Raw genomic sequence first — 19195 nt, forward strand, 5'->3', positions numbered from 1 at the left:
CCGGGCGGGTTGACCTTTCGATTTGACGCCGCCCTGCAAAAGTGTCGATACCGGGGGACCTGGTCATGACCGACAACAAGCCGACCACTGACGTTACCAAGGATTGGCAAGCAACGCAGGGCCAGAAGTCCGGCGCCACGCGGCTGCGCCTGTTCGCTGCGCTCTCGTGGGTCGTTGCCATTGGCGGCGAGATCGCCGGGGTTGTTTTGCTCTACCGGCACAAGTTCGACCAGGGAAACCTGCCGCTGCTGATCGGCATTCTGGTCGGGATCGCGATTTTCGCTATCGCCGGCAGCTTGCTCTGGAAGGCGGCCAACAGGAAGGATCCGGCCCGCGAATCCGAGACATTCAGGTTCTTCGTCCAGAACCAGCTCGGCGCGATCATCACGCTGATTGCCTTCCTGCCGCTGGTTCTCCTGATCCTCAACGACAAGAACATGGACCCGAAGAGCAAGAAGGTTGCCGGCGGCGTCGGCGCTGTGCTGGCCGTGCTGGCGACGCTGATCGGGGTCAGCTACCAACCCCCATCGGTCGAGCAGTACACGCAGGACATGAACACGTGCGCGGAGCAGATCAAGGCGGGGCAGCCGACCACAGCCTGTTCGCCCGAGGTCGCCGCCCAGGCGCAGGCGATTGCCACCGACTCCGCCGCGGTGGCTGCGGCGACGAAGGACCCGGCACACCCCGCCGGTCAGGATGTCGTGTACTGGATCGCGCCGGAAAACGGAGCCGCGAAGTCCGACACCGAGCATGTGTTCCACCTCTGCGCGGCCGTCAGTCCGCTGAAGGACAAGACCGTGAACAGCGGCACCGTAACGGAGGCCTACGCCCAGAACGCCATCCGCATCACCAAGCAGATCGAGATGGAACAGAAGCAGTGCGGGTTCACAACCACGCCGTGATCCCGACCGCGTCCAGGCGCGCCTAGTAGGGCGCGCCAGCATGGCGGCAAAGGCGCCCTGCCCGGCACCCGGCCGGCGGCCTGCCCGGCCACGGCCTGAGCGCAGCCGCACAGGAAACCGGCCTATAGTTTTCTGAAAAAGCCGGACAGAATGTTCGGCCCCGCTTCGCGCGGCCGCAGCCGGATTCCGTCCTCGAAGCTGTTCAGCGTCACGCACTCAAAACGGTGGTGCGCGAGGAGCGCCACCAGCGAGTCACGGTCGAAATGGTGCAGGTGCTCGTTGGGCAGACGCATCCGCCACGTCCGGAACCACGCATCGCCATCGGCGCCGAGCTCACGCCAACGGCAATAGGGAACGGCGATGGCCAAATGGCGGGCCTGAAGGCGGGCGAGGAAACCGAGATCCGGGATGTGCTCGAGCACGTCGAACATGGCGACGAGATCCCACGAGCCGGCAAGCGCCTCCTCCCAATCGACAAAGCGCACACCCGCGGGCAGCGGAAACCGGGTGATGTCGCAGCCAGCGCAGTCGGCAACCCCGGTAATCTTGGCGGCCTCGACGAAGGTGCCGGTGCCATAGCCGATCTCCAGCACCGACCGCGGTATCTCGCCGGTGATCCCCAGCACCCAACCAAGCCGCTGATAGCCGAGCTTGATGGTCCGGTCGCTCAGATCCTCGTAGTAGGAGATATATTGCTTGTCGTATTTGATCGGCGTGGCGTCGATCTGGTGGATCACGCCAAACCGGTCGATCTCGTAGTTGTCCAGCATTCACGTGCGCCCCCGGGATTTCGAAGACTTACATGGTGGAGCTGAACGCAAGGTAATCGGCCAGGGCCGGCATTCAAAATCCTGGCAGGGAGCTGGCCACGCGGCCACGAGTCATATCCGATAGCGGGCCTGCCGATGGCGGAGACTTATTTACACAGCTTTCAAAAATCGCCTGGTCTTATGCAACCGGGCGATGATATATGCACAACATTGCGGAGCCGATGATTGATCAGATGACACTGGCGCAACGACTGGGAGACCTCCAGCAGCAGCGTGCCGATAACTGGGCGGTAACGGGAAGTCACTCCCGGCCGAACCTCCATTCGATTCTGCGTTATCCGGCGATGATGGTGCCATCCATGCAGGGCGACATTATCGAACTTCTCGTGGATCATGTAGCTACACCCTGCAGAATAGTGGACACATTCGTTGGATCGGGGACGATCCTGACCGAATCATTGCTTCGTGGGCTGGACTTCACGGGCTGCGACATCAATCCGTTGGCAGTCCTCGTCTGCGAAGCCAAGATAGTAATCGATGCTGGTGCCAACCTTGACTTGGCCGCCACTGTGCTCCTCAGCGCGCTTTCCTCCGACGTCGGCTCATCGGTGGACGTGGGCTTTGCCGGCCTTGCCAAGTGGTTCACCCCAGCGACGTCGCAGGAACTATCCCGCATTCGGCGGTCGATCCTGCAGGTCGAGGATCAGGGCGCGCGGAAGGTATTCTGGACCGTTTTCGCGGAGACCATACGTCTTTGCTCTAACAGCCGTACCAGCACATACAAGCTGCACGCGCGAAGGGACGACTCTCTCGTTGCCTCGAACCACGTGCAGCCGATCTTTCGTGAGAACCTTGCCAACACGCTCGCCAGGGCCGGTCATTATCAACGCCTGATCCAAGGGCGCAATGCGCAACCCTCGGCCAAAGTCCACTGCGCCGACGTGCGGTCAGTCGGCTTCGCCAACGACGATGGTAAGCACACCATCGTGGTCACCTCGCCCCCTTATGGCGACAACCAGACGACCATCCCTTACGGCCAATTCTCCTATTTGGCACTGTGCTGGATACCAGAGGATGACCTTCCGTTGGAATTGGGAGGATTCATCTCGAACACGCACGCGCTTGACAGCGCCAGCCTCGGTGGATCGCTAAGGGGGGCTGTGGACAGAGCAGATCGCATTCGCGGCGTTTCGCCCAGCCTAGATGCGCTTCTCGATCGTCCTGAAGGCCATCCCATCGTCAAGGATCTCCGGAAGGTCGCATCTTTCATGGCCGATTTCTTTGATGCGATGTGCCATATCCGCGATCATCTGCCCGGACGCGCGCACTGGGCGTTCACTACAGGCAACCGCCGAGCCGCCGGCCGACCTATCCCGTTCGACTCGATCTGCCGAGAGATGTTGTGCTATCTCGGCGCTCGCCCAGTAACCTCTCTGCGCAGGACCCTACCAAACAAGAGGATGCCATCCAAGAACAACATGGGCGAGATGATAACGACCGAGAATACCGTAGTGGTCGAGTTCGCATGAACGACTTGGAGGTCAAGGGGCAGCCGCAGCTTCGCGTGGGCTCGCACGTTCTGGTTCAGTTGGGCAGCGAACTGGTCACCGATGTCGAGCAGGCGATTCTCGAGTGCGTCAAGAATTCCTACGACGCGGACTCTCCAGGATGTCGCATAGACATCGACACCCGTGAGCAAGGCAGTGTCGTAGGGACTGGACCGGCATCTGCGCTTCTCCGCTTCTCCGCTCCGGCGGAGAACGTCGCGGTGAGTTTCTCGCGAGCAGATGGGAAGCCCTTTGACCTCTTAACCTTCGACAGCGACGACCAGATCGTCCGCAAGTTGGCCTATACTGGCATCGTGTCGGTCGAGGACACCGGCGACGGACTCGACGAGGAGCAACTGAAGAATACGTGGTTGGTGATCAGCGGCTCCAAAAAGCGTTCGCCAAACGGACCGAAGGCGAAGACAGCGAAAGGTAGAACCCCGCTCGGCGACAAGGGCGTCGGGCGGCTGGGCACCATGCGGCTGGGCGACATCCTCGTCATCGAAACCGCGAAGTCGCCTGAGGCCAAATTGGCCAGAGCCATTTTTCGATGGGGCGACTGCGAGGCAGCCGAGACCGTCGACCAGATACCTGTCAACGTGACGACCCTCGATAATAACAAGGGCTTCAAAGGAACCAAGGTTTCGGTGCTGGGGCTTCGCGATCTCGCGGAATGGCGCAAGCCTAACCGTGGGGAGGCAATTGCGCGCAGCTTGGCTCGATTGATCTCGCCGTTCGAAGCAACTTCCACATTCCCGGTCGCGATCACAGTCGATGATGTGGATCACTCACTCGTCGCGGTGACGAACGACGTGCTGTCGAGAGCGATTGCGACGTTCGATTTTAAATGGGTGTCCGATGCCCAAGGCTCTTCGCGCCTGGAGGCCAAGGCAAGATTTCGGAAGAGCCTCCTTGCTGGCAACAAGAGCGTGCGCCAGACACTCAAGACCGAACTCGCGTTTGGCGCCGATGGCGGGAAGGCTTTCCACGAGTCCCTGACCAAGATCGGCCGCCTCAGAGGATACGAAATAAAGCCGTATAAGGAGAACGCGCCCTGGTTCATCGAGCTCGACCAGTCCTTCACCTGGAGCGAGATTATCGCCAAGCAGGACGAGGCGCAGGAGGACCCAGGACCATTCACTGGTGTCTTCAACTATTTCCACCTGACCGATTTGGGCGACGACACTGGGTCATACTGGAACTACGGTCACGCGCAAGCTCGTGAAGGACATGGCGGGCATCTCGATCCTGCGGGACGGCTTTCGGGTGCGCTCTCCTGGCGATTGGCTCAACATGGCTTCGGAGATGACTTCCGGAAGCACCTACGGTCTGCGCGTCGACAACACTTTGGGATACTTCGCTCTGACCGGTGAGCGCAATTTTCTACTCACCGAGAAATCGGACCGCGAAGGCTTTGTTGAGAATGCGCCCTACCGTGGATTTTTACAAATCGCTCGGGCCTGCCGGAAATTTGCGAGCGACTCCATGGAGAACGTACGGCGCGCCGTCGACCAATATGCGAAGAAGCAGGAACAGGCGCAGGCGACAGCATCTGGTCGTCCGGCCGATCCGGTGGCGCATCTTCAGAAAACGATCGCCGACACATCGGCAGTCCGCGACCTCGTGGAGAAGCAGACCATCGATCTGCACCGCGATCTGGCAGGTATCGACATGGATGCAGTTGACGAGCGCACGGCAAAAGCTGTGCGTTTGGCGAGCGCCGCCATGAGCGCGATGGAGCAGGTTAAAGAGAAGTTGGCGCCGACCGTAGAGCAGCTCGGGAGTCTTAGGCGCATTCGAGACGATATAGACAACCAGCGCGACCAGATGATCTCGCTGTTCGAGAGTGCCGCTGTTGGGTTGAGTGCACGCGGTCTGGCGCACGAACTTCGCACCCACCTGACAGAGATCCGTCAACAGACGAATGCAATCCAGAAAGCATCGGAGACCGGCGCCTCAGTGCAGCCCATGCTGCGCGCAATCCGTGGGGCCTGTTCGGCGATATCGAGTTCGGCTTCATTGATCGATCCGATGCTTCCCCGTTCCCGCGCGGTGAAGGAGGAGATCGACTTACAGAGCTTCGTTGGCGAGTACATCGCCGGCAGAAAGCCCTCAATGGCGCGGTACGGAATCGGCATGGCAGTATCAGTTCGCGCCTCCACGGTCCTGCGGATGAATAGGTCGAGGCTCCTCCAAGTCGTCGACAATTTGGTTCAGAACAGCATCTATTGGCTGCGACACACCGATGTCGAGCAGCACGCGTCACCCAGCCGGATGATCGAGTTCGAGATTCTACCGACCGGTTTTGCGATTTGGGACACAGGACCCGGCGTCAGCGAGAAGGTAGAGGAATCCCTGTTCGAGATGTTCGTTTCGACCAAGCCGGATGGCAACGTTGGGCAGGGGTTGGGCCTTTTCATCGTGTCCCAATTGCTGGACATTGATGGGTGTCGCGCGATGCTATCCGAGCAGAGGAATTCTCGGGGTAGAAGATACAGATTCGTGGTCGATCTATCGGCCGTGTTGAGCGGGGGTGCAGCACGATGAACGTTTCGGAGGCCTTGGATTGCCTAGGCGTCAAGCGAGTGGTGTGGATAGACGACCACTTCAACCAAACTGCCGAGTCCCTGGGAAAGATGTTGACGCAAAACATCGAAACGACCAAAGCGTGCAACTTCCCGGAGTTGGTTGAGGCAGTAAACCTATTTGCCTATGACGAAGTGGTGGCGCTCCACCACACCGTGCAAGCGTTGACTGACGCAGGGCAAGCCCGTCGCGACGAAATCCTCGCACAATACCTCGCCGAGGAGGACAAAAAAGAACCCGGTGCCGTTAAGGAGTTGACCGCGGACGAAGTGAGCAAGGTCTGCGACATTCTCGGCGTCGCTCCAGAGGACAGATGGCCCTTCGAAGAACACGAGGCGAAGCTGGAGGCCCTGTGCAAGGATGGAGACGATCGCGTCTGCTACATGATTGATTTGAAGGCGAGCCGTGGGAATGTCGACGACACCACGGGCTTGGATGTCGTCGGTGCCTTGCACGAAATGGGATCGAAAGGGACAGCGTTTATCCTGACCCATGAGGCTACCGTGGAGACTGAAGCAGCAAAGGAGGAGACGTTTCTCAAGCTGCTTCAGAAGGATTCTGTCGAGGTTCCGCTTTGCGTGGTTTCCAAAACGCGGTTTGGCCCGAACGATGACGGTGACTACGATATCGAGGAGGCGCTGCGGATTGCCATCAAGCGCGCCGGCGTGCGGAAGAACATCCACGAAGTTCTGCGATCCGCCCGTGACGTCGTCAAAAAGTCGTTCGAGGAAGCGATGAGGGACCTCACGCGGATCGCACCCGAGCAATTCGAGAAGTTCGCGGTCGAGAAGGCATACAACGAGGGCGTCTCGGAAACCCACGTCATCGAGCGGGCGGTTACGGCTCGCCTGTCCCAGGGCATCAGGGAACTTTTTGCCAGCGATGACAGAGCACAGGCGGTCGCTCGCAACTTGCGACGGTTGCGCGGCATTCCGCTAGTGGCGACGAAAATGCAGCCTGACAAAAGACTTGCCGCTTTCCATGAAGCTGAGGTCTGGGAGGACGGCAAATTCCTTAATGCAAGCTACTCGCAGTTGGCGTGCGGGGATGTGTTCGGCACGATGGGGAACAATTCAACGTGGTTTGTGCTGCTAGCCGCCCCCTGCGACATCGCCCTGCGCAACGATGGCAAGCGAGGACTGGAGACGGCGACTTTGGTCGCCATGCGGCCGCTTTCCCCCAACGTCAAGCCGGTGGAAAGTCACTACAAGTTGCCCTTCTCCCTCAAGGGCAAGCGCTGGTACTGTGATCTGAGAGAAACTGCTCCTGTGCGGCTGGCGACTTTGGATATCGCGACGCTCAGATCGGACGGCTGCGTCAGGGTCGATCGTGATCAGACGAAGCCGGAGGGTTTGATGGACGGCCAATCTGCGATCTATGACGACAGAACGTCTTTGTGGCTCGAGTATGCTGGCTTCAGCAAAGCCTTGAAGAAGAAGGTGGACGGCCACTATGACGAACCGCTTCGGCTGGTCTTTGCCGCACCCGAAGGGTTTAATGCAATCAAGGAAGGTACCGTCAAGCATTCCCAAAATGAACGGGCGATCGTATGGCCGTTAAGGCGGACCGGGCGAATTCGTATGCCCTATGCGACAGCCCTACTGAACAGCTATCTTGGGCGCATGAGCAGGCACGCGTTCGAGATCGACTACATCGACGATAACGCTGCCGTCGCCTAGCCGGGGCCGGCCGGAAGCAACACAACGGTCGACGCGAAAGAGACTGTTTCAGTTGCTTGATATGCTAGTAGCGATCTGCTTTCGAATCAGGCCCCCACTATACGAGGGATGCACCAACGACGTGCGTTCGGGCGACCCCAAGATCGGACTCTACGTCCGAGTTGAGGCGCGAAGCGGCTATTCACCGAGCAGGAGGTAAAGTCTCTTTTGGGCGAAAGCAGCCATTCTTAGCAGGACCAGCCTTCCCAAAAAAGCAAGGCCCCTTCCGAGGCCTTGCGTATCAACCTCAGTGGCGAGCTCTAGTCGCCCTCACTTCCCCATCATCTGCTTGGCACTCTCAGCCGTGATCGCCGTGGCCTCCACCGTCACCGTCGCAGGATTTTCTTCGACATCTCGATCGCTTCCTCCGAGAACTGAATGTCGCATTTTGGGCCGCAAGCGGACGGGCAGCTTGGGGGAAAATGGCATCCCATTGACAGTCCGTATCTAGCCGACTCCGCCCCTGCAGGCGAATGGCTGCCTTGCCAATCCTGCCAAAGTCGAAAGTCCGCCCCTGCCCCTCCAGGTCTTGACGAAAATTGGTGCGCCTGTTTGAGACACGGGGGGCATTTGCTCCGTGGGGGGATGAGCAAGCGGTGGGCAAGCTGTGAAGCGCGTTTTTCGAATGCTTGCCGCTGTCATCATGGCGTCCGGCGTGACCGGCTGCACAACCATTTCCTACTACGCGCAGTCGTTGGAGGGTCATGTGCAGATCATGGCCGCGCGGAAAAATGTCGGAAGGCTCGTCCATGATCCTTCGACGCCAGAGGCATTGCGCGCCAAGTTGACGTCGGCGAGCGCCATACGTCGCTTTGCGACAGATGAACTGGCACTGCCCGACAACAACAGCTACCGCAGCTATGTGGACATCGGTCGGGACGCCGTCACCTGGGCTGTTTTTGCCGCGCCGCAATTTTCGCTCACGCCACGAACAGAGTGCTTTCCGGTTTTCGGCTGCGTTCCGTACCGGGGTTACTTTTCCCGGAAATCCGCGACTGAAAACGCTATCGAACTTCATAGGCAGGGGCTGGACGTTTACGTCACAGGCATCACCGCATATTCCACACTGGGCTGGTCCAGTGACCCGCTGCTAAGCACCATGCTCCGTCAGGATGTCACCTATCTCGCAAGCCTCATCTTTCATGAACTGGCGCATCAGCGCATCTATGTGGATGACGATTCCGCATTCAACGAGGCTTTCGCGGTTGCTGTCGAAACCACCGGCGTCAGGAAATGGCTCCGCGCCACCGGCAATCGCGCCGGCTTGCGCAGCTACGAGATCGATCGCAAGCGCAAGGCGGATTTTCTCGGATTGATATCGAAAACCCGGGATGAGTTGAGGCAGGTCTATGGAAGTCCCCGTGCCGCGGAACAGATGGCCGCTGCCAAAGCAGCCACAATCGACAGGCTGCGGACGCGCTACCGGCAGATGCGCGACAAGCGATGGGCCGGATACCGGGGCTACGACGCCTGGTTCGATGCCCCGATCAACAACGCAAAGCTCGCCGCGACTGCTGTCTATGGCGAACAGGTTCCGGCGTTTCTTCGCCTGTTCGACTTGTGCTCCGGCGATTATCCAAGGTTCTACGCTGCTGTTCGACAAATCGCGAATTTGCCCGAACCTTCACGCGTCCAGGCGTTGAAGACCGCGGCTACGTGTCACTGACTTTGACGAGCAAGGCGGCCGGCCGCGCGAGCCCGTTACGGGCGCGGCTCTGCTATTCCGAAAAGCTCACGCTCACGCCGCGCTGCCGAAAATAGGCCTGCATCAACTTGCGGCCCGCGCGGTTGTTCTGCACCAATTTGGTCGGATCGAACACCGCCTGTTTTAGCCCTTCTCGTGACAGCGCCGCCTTGAGCGTCGCGATATGCGCGTCGATGTCGGCATTGTCCGCCCGCAGCGAGGCATAGATGCTTTCGGTCGCCTGGGCCACAGTCGTTTCGCTCACAGGTGTCGTCCTTTGGTTGGTGGAGCGGCGGCTTAACACAGATTCGCGGCTCCGCCGATACCGGTGAGATCGTCAGTGCACAGCGCCCAAACAAACAAGGCCCCGGAAGGGGCCTTGCGTATCAACCTCAGTGGTGGGCTCTAATCGCCCCTCACTTCCCCATCAGTTGCTTGGCATTCTCGGCCGCGATCGCGGTGGTCGCCACCCGTCACCGTCGGCTCCACCGAGGTCGCGCAGTCGAGCAGGATCTTCTTGGAACATTTGTCACGGCGTCGTAGGAGAGCCGAAGTTCACGTCGAGGCGCAACAGGTTGTCGCTGAACGACCACAGACGTTCCTGATACGGCGCCATGCCTACCGGAAATCGGCGGCAGTCAGGGTGTAGGAACTGCGGCGGTCGCGGGAATAGGCTTTACCGGCAACCTTGTGGATGGATGATCGCAAGGTGTCGAAGGCTGACAGGTATTTTGTTTCCGACGCCGCTGTCCCGGCCAGGGCGCTGTCGGATTTTGCCAGCGCCTCGATCTCGACGAAGAAGCGCACTTCGAACATGCCGTCATGGCCAGTGAAGCGGACGGCGTTGCGGGTTTCGTCGAAGCTGCGGCTGGGGTTGGGAAACGAGAGCGTCATGACTGGCCCGCTGCTGTCTCGTACGGGACAATTGGCGGCGCGGCAACCCGCGCCCTGCGGCGCTCGGCATTGCGCTGGTTGAGGGACAACATGCTGCGCGTCGCATCCGACCGGTTGAGTCCGGTCATCGCAACGCCGTCCTCATGCGCCGGAATACCGGTGAAGACGTGATAGACGGTCCAGGAACGATCCGCTTCGACGCGGCGGCCATATTGACGATTCGTGAAGTCGCGTCCCGGCGCGCCACCCTCGTTTTCCCAGATCCAAAGCGCGGCGGCATTGCGCTGCCGATCGGTTTCGGTGTTGCGGGCATTCATGATGCTGGCCTTTCCGCATTGACCGCTTGCGTGGCGAGAGCGCCCGAATAGAGTGCTGCGCCGTTCGCGTCGGCGATCGTCATGGCGTCCGGCCGCTGCGGCATGTTCAGGGTCCTGGCCAGAAGCCTGGCGATTTCGATCGCATCGTCGAGGTCGGCCGCTTCCACGGTCTCGCGGCCGATCAGGGCATGCGCATCGTCCGCTTCCCGGGTGCGATAGAATTCGATCAGGATCTTCATCGTCCGTCTCGCAGCGTCAGTTCTTGCCCTTGCCGCGCGGCGAACTGATGTTGGCGGCAAGCCTGGTCTGGGTGCCGAACACGCTTTCAGCTTTGGGCAGGACCTTTTCCTGCTTCGGCTTCCTGATCTCCCGGCTCGAGCGTTTTTGTCCCTTTGACATGGTCGAACGTCCTTTCGATGAGCGTTATGGTGTCACCGGGCGACGTGTCGACCGGTTCGAGACTGTCCTGCGTCGCCACCCGTTCATGAAGTTCGCCGTCGCTGCGGATGCGGTATTGCAGCGAGTCTCCTCTCGGCGGCAGCGTGGCTGTGATGCGGTAGATTTCCGCGGTCTTTGGAAACGTGCCGAAGCCGCCCTTCAGCCGGACAGCCTGTCCGACGGCAAAGAGATGCGTTGCGGCTTCGCGGCGGACCGGGCGTGCGTTGCGTTGCATCAGGGTGGTCGTTCTCATCATTGTCTCTGGTCCTGCTCCAGTGCGGCTTCAAGCGATGCCGGTTCGATCGGCACCATCTGCTGCGTGGCTCCGCCGGCAGAGATCGCCGGCAGGTGAATGAAAGTGGCGACGCGGCGCCATGCGATCAGCGAAGCCCCTTCGAGGGCTTCCTCGTCATGATCGACGCGATACTCTCCGGGTGGTTGCGGCGCATCAAAGCCAGGCAGCGAAAACGCCGACCTGAAGCGAACGACTGACGGTGTGGTGCGGCTGGTCATGAATTGCGGCTTTCCGCGGAAACGCGCGCCTGCGCCTTTCCGTATCATTCCCACTCGAACCGCCGGGACGATGCCCGACGCTGCCAGTACATCCGTGGTCAGCGTCGGTTTCATTCCAGGGTTCGAACGGAACGAAATGTGCGCCGGACCGGCGCATGCACTCGTTTTCGAGAATTCGGTGGTGAATGGCGGGGCTCTGACACAAAGCCAACTCGACCAAATCAACGAGCTTTACATATGCGCCTCAATTGAGTTGCAAACAAGGTCGCGGCGCCCTTTTATTTCTCCTTTGAAATAACAAATCAGCGTCCGCGAAAATCACGGCGGCAGAAAGTTTTCCTCCAATGCGAATGATTTTCTGCGCGTCTCGAATTATTTCATTCGATTTCTTGGACATTCGCGAGAATTAATTCTGGCACTCCTATCTATCGAGTGCCAACGCGCCTATATCAGGGGTAGCGGCCGCCTATGCTGGCCCCAGAAAGAAGTTTCCCATGAAATTCCGGCCACTCCACGACCGCGTCGTCATTCGCCGCGCCGAAGGCGACACCAAATCCAAGGGCGGCATCATCATTCCCGACAATGCCAAGGAAAAACCGCAGGAAGGCGAAGTGATCGCCGTCGGCCCGGGCGCACGCGACGAAAGCGGCGCGCTGATCGTGCCCGATGTGAAAGCCGGCGACTTCATCCTGTTCGGCAAATGGTCGGGCACCGAGGTCAAGATCGACGGCGAAGACCTGCTGATCATGAAGGAGGCCGACATCATGGGCGTCATCGACAAGAGCGGGATGGACGTCGAGAAAACCGCGGCTTCCAAGAAGGCCGCCTGACCGGGCTGGCCTCACGGTAAAACCGCCCACTCCAATACTCGAACGGGATGAACAATCATGTCTGCCAAGGAAATCAAATTCTCCACCGATGCCCGCGACCGCATGCTGCGCGGCGTCGAGCTGCTCAACAACGCCGTCAAGGTGACGCTCGGCCCCAAGGGCCGCAACGTCATCATCGACAAGGCCTATGGCGCGCCGCGCATCACCAAGGACGGCGTGACGGTGGCCAAGGAAATCGAGCTCACCGACAAGTTCGAGAACATGGGCGCGCAGATGGTGCGCGAAGTGGCCTCGAAGACCAACGACCTTGCCGGTGACGGCACCACCACCGCCACGGTGCTGGCCGCCTCGATCCTGCGCGAAGGCGCCAAGCTGGTCGCTGCCGGCATGAACCCGATGGACCTCAAGCGCGGCATCGACCAGGCCGTTGCTGCCGTGGTCAAGGAAGTCAAGGCGCGGGCCAAGAAGGTAAAATCCTCGGCCGAGATCGCGCAGGTCGGCACGATCGCCGCCAATGGCGACGCCACCGTCGGCGCGATGATCGCCAAGGCGATGGACAAGGTCGGCAATGACGGCGTCATCACCGTCGAGGAAGCCAAGACCGCCGACACCGAACTCGACGTCGTCGAGGGCATGCAGTTCGACCGTGGCTATCTCTCGCCCTATTTCGTCACCAACGCCGACAAGATGCGCGCCGAACTGGAGGACCCTTATGTCCTCATCCACGAAAAGAAACTCGGCAATCTGCAGGCGCTGCTGCCGATCCTCGAAGCCGTCGTGCAAAGCGGCAGGCCGCTGCTGATCATCTCGGAGGACGTCGAGGGCGAAGCGCTGGCGACGCTGGTCGTCAACAAGCTGCGCGGCGGCCTCAAGGTCGCGGCCGTCAAGGCGCCGGGCTTCGGCGATCGCCGCAAGGCGATGCTGGAAGACATCGCCGTGCTCACCGCCGGCCAGATGATTTCCGAGGATCTCGGCATCAAGCTCGAAAACGTCACCATCGAGATGCTCGGCCGCGCCAAGCGCGTGCTGATCGAGAAGGACACCACCACGATCATCGACGGCGCCGGCACCAAGGCGACCATCCAGGCGCGCATCGCCCAGATCAGGGGCCAGATCGAGGAAACCACCTCCGACTACGACAAGGAAAAGCTGCAGGAGCGGCTGGCGAAGCTCGCCGGCGGCGTTGCGGTGATCCGCGTCGGCGGCGCCACCGAATCGGAAGTCAAGGAAAAGAAGGACCGCATCGACGACGCGCTGAACGCCACGCGCGCGGCTGTCGAGGAAGGCATCGTTCCGGGCGGCGGCGTGGCGCTGCTGCGCGCCAGGTCGGCGCTCAAGGGCCTGACCGGCGCCAATGATGATGTGACGGCCGGCATCTCGATCGTGCTCAGGGCGCTCGAGGCGCCGATCCGCCAGATCGCCGAGAATTCCGGCGTCGAGGGTTCGATCGTCGTCGGCAAGCTCTCCGACAGCAAGGATCACAATCAGGGTTTTGACGCCCAGAACGAGGTCTACGTCGACATGATCAAGGCCGGCATCGTCGACCCGGCAAAGGTGGTGCGCACGGCACTGCAGGATGCCGGCTCGATCGCCGCACTCTTGATCACTGCCGAAGCCATGATCACCGACATTCCGGCCAAGGATGCCGCGCCTTCACCCGGCGGCGGCGGCATGGGCGGAATGGGATACTGAGAACCTGGCGCCAGGAGAAACCCGTGCGTGAACCGACACTGCTTCCGGTATTCGGCAGGCTTGGGGTCAAGCCGCCGGTCGCCGTTGCGGCGACGCCGGCCAGATCCAGTAGCATGAAGAACATCGTTGCCAGCATGCGGGACGGGCTCTCTTCACACGGGGGCCTGGCTTTGAAGCTGGGCGTGGTGCTGTGGACCGTCGTTGTGCTGGCGGCAGTGTTTTTCATTGTGCGGGCCTGAACCGGTCGGTGGCGGGCGAAAACGAAAAGGACGCGGACTATGGCAAACCGCTACGCGCTTCGTATGGACCATCCCGACAGCTGGACCGTTTTCGACGTCTTCACCGGCCAGCCCGCCGAAACCGATCACAAGGTCATGGTCGGCATCAATGCCGGCGAAGCGGACGAGATAGTCGGCCGGCTGAACGATCAAGACTTCAAGCGGCGGGAAGAGGCCGGCCGCTGACTTGCGCTGATGCACCAACGGACAAATCTGCCGGAATGATTCGCTAACCGGCAGTCGGGGGCGTACAGTCCCGTCGTCGCCGGCCAGAACAAGGGCACCGGCGCTTGAGAGCGTCCACCGTACTCCCGCCCCCTAAATGGGAGCTGCATCATGGACAATGATCATTCGGCCGATGTGATCTCGACTTTTGACTGCAATATCTTGCGCGATGCCTTCAGAACGTCGGTCATCGAAAATCGGATCCCCGAGGATCAGTGGCAAGGATACGCCGCGCTTTTGATCCGTGACTATACCGGCAACTCCGATTGTGAATCGGCGCTGCTGGCCTGGGTCGTGCGAAAGTAACTTTGTCGCCGTGCATAAGGCGCCGGAGCGGACAGCCGCTCCGCGCCTGCTTTCATTTTTTGCCAGAAAGGACAACAAGCATGAGATTCATGAAAACCCCGGACGCCCCGGTCGTAACGGTCGAGCCGATCGTCGAGGCCACCAAAGTCCTGTCGAAGCGGCTGACGATCAGAAGCGACGAAGCCGCAAGACGAAAGATCGCCGACACCGACGGCACGGTGCGGCGGGCGCGTCAAACTGCGGAAAGCAACCGTTTGATTTGATGTGCCGACGTCCCCGCCGGCGGCAGGCCGGCGGCTCCGACGATCCTGACGTCCCTGCCGCCGCTTGGCCGTGAACACCGCGCCCACACCCTCAGCGCCCGTCCGCCGGCTTCATGATGATCTCGCGATGCGGATAGGGAATGCTTATGTCGTTTGCCTTGAATGTGTCCCACAGCGCCAGCAGCACCTTGCCGCGCACGTTGGTCAGGCCTTGCTGGGGGTCGCGGATCCAGAAGCGCAGGACGAAGTTCAGCGAGGAGTCGCCGAAGTCGGTCAGCCAGCAGACCGGCCTCCGGTCGGCGTCGACCCGGCCGACGGTGATCGCGGCCTCTATCGCCAGTTCGCTGACCTTGTGCGGATCGGCATCGTAGGAGACGCCGAAGTTCACGTCGAGGCGCACGAGGTTGTCGCTGAACGACCAGTTGATGACCCTCTGGGTGATGAAGTCCTCGTTGGGGATCAGGAATTCGCGGCCGTCGCGCGTCACCACCGAGACAAAGCGCGCCCGCAATTCGCGGATCCAGCCGAAGGTGCCTTCGAGCGAAATGGTGTCGCCGGGCTTGATCGACTTGTCGAGCAGGATGATCACGCCGGAGACGAAATTCGAGACGACCTTCTGCAGCCCGAAAGCCAGACCGACGCCGACAGCACCGGAAAACACCGTCAGCGCCGTCAGGTCGAGACCGACGGCGGAGAGTGCCACGGCGCCGGCGACCAGCACGAGGCCGATCTTGGCGACCTTGCCGACGAGGACGCGGATTGACGGCGTCAGCTCCTCGGAGACGCGGACGCGCTCATCGATGTAGTTGCCGGTGACCACCGCAAGCCAGACGGTGGCGATCAAGAGCAGCGCCGCCTTCAGCACCATCAGCGCCGAAAGGCGAACCGCGCCCAGAGGGATTGCGACGCTGTCGAGGAAAGCGGCTGCCTCGTCGCCGACGCCCAGTATGACGAGGGCCGCGTAGATCCAGGCCAGCCAGCCGAGCGTGCGCGCGACGAGGCGGTTGCGGATGATGCGCGACAGCACGGTCGCGAACAGCCACGCCAGCGACAGCAGCAGCGCGACGAGCAGGAGATGGGTGCGGCTCGGCCAGGTGATGGCGCGCAACAGGTTGAGCGCGGCAAACAGCAGGATCGTGAACAGGATCCAGTCGGTGCGCCGCAGCAGCGCGATGACGACCCTCAGCAGTCCGGGATGGCCCTTGATCTGGCGTGCCTGGTTCTCGACCAGCGGCTCGACCCGCAGCGCCGCGAGCTTCGCCACCAGGAACAGCGAGACGATGATGGCGGCCTGATAGACGAACCACGGCGTGGCGGCATAGTCGAACCATCCGCCGGCCCAGGCCAGCGATCTATCGATGGCGTCGCGAAAATCCATTGCCACACGACCACTTGGCTACGAATTGCACGTCCACAATGTCGTCGGCCTTGTGATTGGTCAAGTTGACCTCCGGGGCAGGTTTGCGGGCGGTGACGGAGGAACAACCGCAGCAAGGCCTGCGGAAAAAATGACCGCCATGGCGACCAGCGTCGTTTCGATTTTGCGCACTGCGCAATTTCGATCAAACTGGCCGCGCCAGGAAACGGCAGCATGATCCCGGCCAATGCGAGGAGAATATGAACCCGACCGAGAAGGCGCTGTGGTTCGTCGAAAGCCATCTGCCGGAAGCGGTGTCGCTCGACGATGTCGCGCAGAGCAGCGGCGTGTCGCGCTTCCACGTGACGCGTGCCTTTGGTGCTGCCACCGGCCGTTCGGTGATGGGCTATATGCGGGCGCGGCGGCTGAGCGAAGCGGCGCGCAAGCTCGCCGCCGGCGCGCCCGACATCCTCACGGTCGCGCTCGACGCCGGCTACAACTCGCATGAGGCCTTCACCCGCGCCTTCCGCGACCAGTTCGCCACCACGCCGGAACTGGTGCGCGCGCAAGGCAGCCTCGACAACCTCGATCTCGTGGAGCCGATCCTGATGAACCAGTCCCTGCTTGCCAGCCTCGAGCCGCCGCGCTTCGAGACCAGCCGGCCCTTCCTCATCGCCGGCCTCGGCGAACGCTACAGTTGCGAGAGCAGCGCCGCGATCCCGATGCTGTGGCAGCGTTTCGGTCCCTATATCGGCAACATTCCGGGCGAGATCGGCGAGGTCGCCTACGGCGTCTGTGTCAACGGCGACGATGCCGGCAATTTCGACTACATCGCCGGCGTCGAGGTCTCGGATTTCTCCGACCTCCCAAGGGAGTTTTTTCGAGTGCGCGTGCCGGCGCAGAAATACGCCGTGTTCTCGCATCGCGAGCACATCTCGACCATCCGCCGCACGGTCAACACGATCTGGAACAAATGGCTGCCGGCCTCCGGCCACGAGATCGCGGACGCGCCGGAGTTCGAGCGCTACGGCCCCGAATTCGATCCACGCAGCGGCAATGGCGGGCTGGAGATCTGGATCCCGGTGAAGGACTAGCCGGGTTTCAAAGTGTCCAGTTTTCTCGAAACGTCTTAGGTGCGCATCTGAAGGGCGGAGGCCTCGCAGCGCAAGCAAAATGAAATATTGAGGAAGACTGATGTCGAAGCTGGCAACCTTCCTGGATACAAGTTACTTGATAGGAATTGCTCGGAACTGAATTCCAGGGGCTTATCGCCGCGATGACGCAGTCTCGAAACGCACGGGTCTGGGCCAGTCGCGCCTTCATGGACTCAACACGGATCAAGGGGTTCACCGCTGATCCGTTGCCGACAGGGATGCGACTTGGCCAGATGGCGGAGCTGAACGAAACCGGCGAACGGATGTAAGGAGATTTTCGCCAAGTATCCCGACCGGAAAGAAAAGAAACAGGCGGATCTCGTGCTTGCCGCGGGCGCGGTGGTGGTCTCGGCGGCCTGCGCCGATGTGCTGCGGCAATTCGATCTCGGCCATTCCTCGCTCTACCCGATCAAGCTTTTCCAGCATGACCGCACGACGCCTGTCGAAGGCGAATATTTCTGCCTCAATATCGGCGAGCGTAAGGATGTTTTCCTGCGGGAGTACTCTCCTTTGGTAAGGGTGTTTGGCACTGGGCGCATGAAGATGCCGCCAAACCTTCATGACGATGACGTTGCCGTCAGCTCAGCCGGACTCGAAGGCCCCGATCTGTGGGTGAGCCCACCCTTGATCCGCATTTTTTTCCTGAGCGACCGGCTGACCCAAGCGCTGCGGGCGGCAAAAATGGGCAGGGTCTTTGGTTTTCGCGCCTGCCGCATTGTCGAAGGCCACTAGCATCATCCGAGGGAGAAGGCGCTACAAATCCAGGTTCCAGTTCTGGCCGACCAGATCCTTGCCGAAGGAATGGTGGCGCTCTTCCTCGGCGAGCTTGAAGCCCACCGCCTCGTAGATGCGGCGGGCCGAAACGAGGATGTCGTTGGTCCACAGCGTCATCGTCTTGTAGCCCCTGGCGCGGGCAAAGCTCACGCACTCATCGACAAGTCGCTTGCCGATGCCCAGCCCGCGCGCCGAAGGCTCGACATAGAGCAGGCGCAGCTTTGCCACCTCGTCCGACTTGCGCACGACAAAGACCGAGCCGACGACCTCGCCTTCCCGCTCGGCGATCCAGCCGCGCTCCCATTTCGGGTTGAAGGATTTGACGAACGCCGCGAGGATCTCGGCGACCAGCGCCTCGTAGGTTTCATCCCAGCCATAATCCTGCGCGTAGAGCATGCCCTGGCGACGCACGATCCAGCCGATATCGCCGACCTGCAGCGGCCGCAGCATGTAGGGAATTCTGGGCTCGGCGCTGTCGCCACCCAGCAGGCGCTGCACCGTCTGCATGGCCTTGACCAGCCTGTCCTGGTCCGACGGCGCCAGCCGATCGAGCAAGGCCGCGACCTGGTCGTGCGAATCCCGGTTGAGCGGCGCAAAGGCCTGCCGGCCGACCGGCGTCAGCGCGATCGACGAACGCCGCGCATCGGCCTCCGTGGCGGCGCGCTCGACCAGGCCGCGCTCCTCGAATTTCTTCAGCAACCGGCTGAGATAGCCAGGGTCAAGCGCAAGGTCGCGGACAAGGTCGGTGGCGGTCAGGCCGTCGCGATGCGCCAGTTCGTAGAGCACCCGCGCCTCGGTCAGTGAGAAGGCGCTTTTCAAGAGCCCTTCGTCGAGCAGACCGATCTGGCGGGTGTAGAAGCGATTGAAGGCCCGCACCGCGTCGATGTGTTCCTTGCCGGGGTGGTCGTGGATGGTCATTGCGCTTTCTCCTGTCCTGGACAGGATCA

General features: G+C 61.1%; 23 protein-coding genes. 14 read left to right on the plus strand and 9 right to left on the minus strand.

Going from position 1 to position 19195, the window contains the following annotated elements:
• Positions 1-65 precede the first annotated feature (65 nt).
• Positions 66-902 carry an SLC5/6 family protein gene (locus DH08_RS12510; protein ID WP_192179598.1) on the plus strand — a complete coding sequence of 279 codons (837 nt, stop codon included), beginning with the start codon at positions 66-68 and terminating at the stop codon, positions 900-902.
• Positions 903-1024: 122 nt separating this feature from the next.
• Here the strand turns inward: DH08_RS12510 and DH08_RS12515 are convergent, their stop codons facing one another.
• Positions 1025-1672, minus strand: coding sequence for a class I SAM-dependent methyltransferase (locus DH08_RS12515; RefSeq protein WP_192179599.1), 648 nt, complete (start codon positions 1670-1672; stop codon positions 1025-1027).
• 200 nt (positions 1673-1872) lie between these two features.
• Between DH08_RS12515 and DH08_RS12520 the strand changes: the two genes are divergently transcribed.
• The 5 genes from DH08_RS12520 to DH08_RS12540 all read left to right on the plus strand — a co-directional run bounded on the left by DH08_RS12520 (position 1873) and on the right by DH08_RS12540 (position 9189).
• Positions 1873-3201, plus strand: a complete 1329-nt coding sequence (locus DH08_RS12520) for a TRM11 family methyltransferase (protein ID WP_192179600.1) — start codon at positions 1873-1875, stop codon at positions 3199-3201.
• Positions 3198-4592 (plus strand): ATP-binding protein, encoded by a 1395-nt coding sequence (locus DH08_RS12525; RefSeq protein WP_192179601.1) that lies wholly within the window; start codon positions 3198-3200, stop codon positions 4590-4592. The genes DH08_RS12520 and DH08_RS12525 overlap by 4 nt, the downstream gene beginning before the upstream one ends.
• A complete protein-coding gene (locus DH08_RS12530) occupies positions 4513-5766 on the plus strand; it encodes a sensor histidine kinase (RefSeq protein WP_192179602.1) in 1254 nt (417 codons plus the stop codon). The genes DH08_RS12525 and DH08_RS12530 overlap by 80 nt, the downstream gene beginning before the upstream one ends.
• Positions 5763-7484, plus strand: coding sequence for a hypothetical protein (locus DH08_RS12535; RefSeq protein WP_192179603.1), 1722 nt, complete (start codon positions 5763-5765; stop codon positions 7482-7484). The genes DH08_RS12530 and DH08_RS12535 overlap by 4 nt, the downstream gene beginning before the upstream one ends.
• Before the next feature lie 664 nt (positions 7485-8148).
• Entirely contained in the window at positions 8149-9189 is a 1041-nt protein-coding gene (locus tag DH08_RS12540) for an aminopeptidase (protein ID WP_192179604.1), read from the plus strand.
• 52 nt (positions 9190-9241) lie between these two features.
• On the opposite strand, the gene DH08_RS12545 is transcribed toward DH08_RS12540, so the two are convergent.
• From DH08_RS12545 to DH08_RS12570, 6 genes are all read right to left on the minus strand, one after another.
• Positions 9242-9472 carry a hypothetical protein gene (locus DH08_RS12545; RefSeq protein ID WP_192179605.1) on the minus strand — a complete coding sequence of 77 codons (231 nt, stop codon included), beginning with the start codon at positions 9470-9472 and terminating at the stop codon, positions 9242-9244.
• A 353-nt stretch (positions 9473-9825) separates the two neighbouring features.
• The gene (locus DH08_RS12550; RefSeq protein WP_006203073.1) at positions 9826-10101 is read right to left on the minus strand and encodes a DUF1488 family protein; all 276 of its coding nucleotides are present in this window, start codon (positions 10099-10101) and stop codon (positions 9826-9828) included.
• Positions 10098-10418: a hypothetical protein gene (locus DH08_RS12555; protein ID WP_192179606.1), complete on the minus strand. Its 321-nt coding sequence runs from the start codon at positions 10416-10418 to the stop codon at positions 10098-10100. Before DH08_RS12555 ends, DH08_RS12550 begins: the two co-directional genes overlap by 4 nt.
• On the minus strand, positions 10415-10657 hold the full coding sequence (locus DH08_RS12560; RefSeq protein WP_192179607.1) for a hypothetical protein: 243 nt from the start codon (positions 10655-10657) through the stop codon (positions 10415-10417). Before DH08_RS12560 ends, DH08_RS12555 begins: the two co-directional genes overlap by 4 nt.
• 86 nt (positions 10658-10743) lie before the next feature.
• On the minus strand, positions 10744-11109 hold the full coding sequence (locus tag DH08_RS12565; protein WP_040583016.1) for a hypothetical protein: 366 nt from the start codon (positions 11107-11109) through the stop codon (positions 10744-10746).
• Positions 11109-11369, minus strand: coding sequence for a hypothetical protein (locus tag DH08_RS12570; RefSeq protein WP_192179608.1), 261 nt, complete (start codon positions 11367-11369; stop codon positions 11109-11111). Before DH08_RS12570 ends, DH08_RS12565 begins: the two co-directional genes overlap by 1 nt.
• A 494-nt stretch (positions 11370-11863) precedes the next feature.
• Here DH08_RS12570 and DH08_RS12575 point away from each other — a divergent pair, with 494 nt between their 5' ends.
• From DH08_RS12575 to DH08_RS12600, 6 genes are all read left to right on the plus strand, one after another.
• Positions 11864-12199: a co-chaperone GroES gene (locus DH08_RS12575; RefSeq protein ID WP_192179609.1), complete on the plus strand. Its 336-nt coding sequence runs from the start codon at positions 11864-11866 to the stop codon at positions 12197-12199.
• A 57-nt stretch (positions 12200-12256) separates the two neighbouring features.
• The gene (gene groL / locus DH08_RS12580; protein WP_192179610.1) at positions 12257-13891 is read left to right on the plus strand and encodes a chaperonin GroEL; all 1635 of its coding nucleotides are present in this window, start codon (positions 12257-12259) and stop codon (positions 13889-13891) included.
• 23 nt (positions 13892-13914) lie between these two features.
• Positions 13915-14130, plus strand: a complete 216-nt coding sequence (locus DH08_RS12585) for a hypothetical protein (protein ID WP_192179611.1) — start codon at positions 13915-13917, stop codon at positions 14128-14130.
• Between the two features lie 39 nt (positions 14131-14169).
• Positions 14170-14355: a hypothetical protein gene (locus tag DH08_RS12590; protein ID WP_192179612.1), complete on the plus strand. Its 186-nt coding sequence runs from the start codon at positions 14170-14172 to the stop codon at positions 14353-14355.
• A gap of 150 nt (positions 14356-14505) precedes the next feature.
• Positions 14506-14700 (plus strand): hypothetical protein, encoded by a 195-nt coding sequence (locus tag DH08_RS12595; protein ID WP_192179613.1) that lies wholly within the window; start codon positions 14506-14508, stop codon positions 14698-14700.
• An 89-nt stretch (positions 14701-14789) separates the two neighbouring features.
• Positions 14790-14963, plus strand: coding sequence for a hypothetical protein (locus tag DH08_RS12600; RefSeq protein WP_246800796.1), 174 nt, complete (start codon positions 14790-14792; stop codon positions 14961-14963).
• 91 nt (positions 14964-15054) lie between these two features.
• Here the strand turns inward: DH08_RS12600 and DH08_RS12605 are convergent, their stop codons facing one another.
• Positions 15055-16341 carry a mechanosensitive ion channel family protein gene (locus DH08_RS12605; protein ID WP_192179615.1) on the minus strand — a complete coding sequence of 429 codons (1287 nt, stop codon included), beginning with the start codon at positions 16339-16341 and terminating at the stop codon, positions 15055-15057.
• A gap of 239 nt (positions 16342-16580) precedes the next feature.
• Here DH08_RS12605 and DH08_RS12610 point away from each other — a divergent pair, with 239 nt between their 5' ends.
• Positions 16581-17414, plus strand: coding sequence for an AraC family transcriptional regulator (locus tag DH08_RS12610; protein ID WP_192179616.1), 834 nt, complete (start codon positions 16581-16583; stop codon positions 17412-17414).
• A 381-nt stretch (positions 17415-17795) separates the two neighbouring features.
• The gene (locus DH08_RS12615; RefSeq protein WP_192179617.1) at positions 17796-18206 is read left to right on the plus strand and encodes a hypothetical protein; all 411 of its coding nucleotides are present in this window, start codon (positions 17796-17798) and stop codon (positions 18204-18206) included.
• Positions 18207-18227: 21 nt separating this feature from the next.
• Here DH08_RS12615 and DH08_RS12620 read toward each other — a convergent pair whose 3' ends face one another.
• Complete coding sequence (locus DH08_RS12620) at positions 18228-19166, minus strand: bifunctional helix-turn-helix transcriptional regulator/GNAT family N-acetyltransferase (RefSeq protein ID WP_192179618.1); 939 nt, start codon at positions 19164-19166, stop codon at positions 18228-18230.
• Between the last annotated feature and the right edge of the window lie 29 nt (positions 19167-19195).

The sequence above is a fragment of the Mesorhizobium amorphae genome (assembly GCF_014843845.1).
GTDB classification, from domain to species: domain Bacteria; phylum Pseudomonadota; class Alphaproteobacteria; order Rhizobiales; family Rhizobiaceae; genus Mesorhizobium; species Mesorhizobium amorphae_A.